The organism is bacterium, from assembly GCA_019912885.1.
Taxonomy (GTDB): Bacteria; Lernaellota; Lernaellaia; order JACKCT01; family JACKCT01; genus JAIOHV01.
This window is the reverse complement of record JAIOHV010000136.1, coordinates 1-2,398: the sequence shown is the minus strand read 5'-3', so window position 1 is coordinate 2,398 and position 2,398 is coordinate 1. Positions and strand designations below refer to the sequence as shown.

Here is a 2,398-nt window from a genome sequence, read left to right as displayed (position 1 = left end):
AGACGATGCCGCGCGGCGGACGCGGACCTTGGCCGTGCCCGCCGGAACGTGGATTTTTTCGTCGTTCACGTTGACGAGGCGATCGTCGACAAGCGCCTCGTGCGCGGAAAACGGCAGGCGCCACTCGATGGTGCGCGGCGGCGCGAAAAAATCCGCCGCGAGAGACAATACCAATTCCGTGCGCTCGCTTTCGACGGTGTACGACACGCGCCCGAAGTGCGTCGGCGCGCTCCTGACCTCGAATCTCTTGCCCCATCCGTACCAGCTCGCGGGAACGAGCGGCGCGATCGCGAGCGCGTCGCCGGCCTCGTCGACGAGGGCGTTGCGGACGAAAAGCAGCAGGTCGGCGACGGCCCAACCGTGGTGGCCGTCGCCCATCGAACCGCCGCGCGTGCGCGGATGCACGGCCTCCGGCCAGGTGATCGTGCCCGTCGCCAGGTCGAGCACGCGCTGCGCCAGCTCCCACGCGCGCGGGTCGCGGCGGGCGAGATACACCTGCGCCAGGTGCAGCGTGAGGTACGGATTCCACCCCGAGTGGATGATGTGCTGGATGAACGCGCCGTCGTGCACGGCGAGCGTTTCGATCCCGGCGAGCGTGTTGCCGACCATCTCCGCGTTCGGATCGACAAGGCGCGTGGGGTAGATACCGGCGAGCGAGCCGATCGCGCCGGCGTCCATGCGGCGATACGGTCCCGCGGGCAGAAGCGGGCGGCCGAGGCGCTCGGCCACGTGGGCCAGCGACGCGTTCACGGCGCCGGTCATCGCGTCGCGATATTTCTCGAAATTCAGCATCTCGTTGCGATAGCCCAGGCGCTCGGCGGCGATCGCCGCGTCGCGCAGCCCGGCGATCGACCAGTAGTTGTCCCAATAATAGTAGTCGTTCGGGCCAAGGTGTTCCGCGGAAAACCCCGGCGGCATCAGCCCCGCGTGCGCCGTGCCCTTGCCTTTGGTTTCGCCGCGCTTTTTCTGGATCCAGTACGCCCCCTTGCCGATCGCGGGGAAAACGGTGTTGAGGAACGCCTCGTCGCCCGTCAGGCGGAAGTGCTCCATCAGCGTCCAGATCGCCTCACCGGTCGAATCCCACTCCGCGTCCTGCGAGCGGAAAAATCCGTCGCGCTGCTGGCGCATGGGATAGCCCATCAACTTTTCGCGCGCGCGTTCGGTGTAGCCCATCTTGTCGAGCGCGTTCACGAGAAACGCGGCGTCGCGAAACCAGAAGTGGTGATAGGTCAGCGGCCCGGGCGTGATGATGTCGCCGTCATCGAGCAGGATCAGATACGACTTGTTCATGCGGAACGCGGTGGCCACGCGTGCGTCCGGCACGTCGATCGTCATGCCCTCATCGGAAATATTGCGCCACACCTCCTTGATACGCACGCGGCGGTCCTTGTAGTCGAAGCGGCGCATCTCGTGCGCGAAGGCGTTGGGTTTTTTCGGTGCGGCGCCGCCGATCGGCAATACGGCGTATTCGATGGCCGTCTCGCCGGGCGCGAGCGCGCATTCGAACTCCACGAACGCGGTCGCGAATCCCACGTCGCATTCCGCCTCGTGGCGCGGCGTTTTTGAATCGTCGTTCAAAACAAACGCGCAGTCGCCCGCGGCGTAGTCCGAGCAATGCGCGCGCACCGGCGTTCTGGCGAACACCGCGCCGATTCGCCCATCGACGGTAACGTAGCCCTCGTCGTCGTAGCGGACGCGGTGGATCGGCGCGGCGCCTTGCGGATTGTACGGACGCACCGAAAACACGATGCGCGGGTGCAACGGCCGGTCGGATACGTTCTGCACGCGCGCGCGGTGCAGCACGATCTGCGCGATGCCGCGGATGTCGCACGCGAACGATTCGAGTTCGAGCACGACATCGCCAAGGTTCACGCGCGTTCGCACGATCGGCGCCGGCACATCGACGGACTGCGTCGCGTCGTTTGCGCGCGAGGGGGCGAGCAGCTTGCCGTCAAGCGAAATCCACGTATCGAACGACCACGCGCCGAAGTTCGGCGTCACGAGCCCGCGCGGATCGACAATGGGTTCGATCTTGCGGTTCGGGTTGCCGATCGCGGTCCAGTTCCGGTGCGTCTGGTTCAAGGCGACCATCGACATGCGCGGCGTGAAGGCGTCGTCGCGCGGGTCGAACTGGCACACCGCCCAATACGGCAGCACCCAGTCGAGATTCGCCTGAAACATCTGCGCGTTCAGCACGCCGCGCGCGGCCTCGCCGGCGGCAAGCGGCAGGAGATCCTTGGGCAGCGGCATCTCGGAAGGCTGGCCGAGGCGCTCCGCGGTCTCCAGGAACGACATGGCCTGTCCCAAGCCCAGGCGGCGGGCCCATCGTACAATCAGTCGCCGCGACAAGGACAAACGGCCTCCAAATTGATCAATTCGAGCAAGAGCGCGGCATTAT

Annotated in this window: 1 protein-coding gene; it reads right to left on the bottom strand. The window is 66.2% G+C overall.

Features of this window, described 5'->3' with window-relative positions; all coding sequences use genetic code 11:
• Positions 1-2,295, bottom strand: a 2,295-nt coding sequence (locus K8I61_11290; GenBank protein MBZ0272612.1) for a hypothetical protein, incomplete at its 3' end; no start/stop codon positions are given.
• Positions 2,296-2,398: the final 103 nt, after the last annotated feature.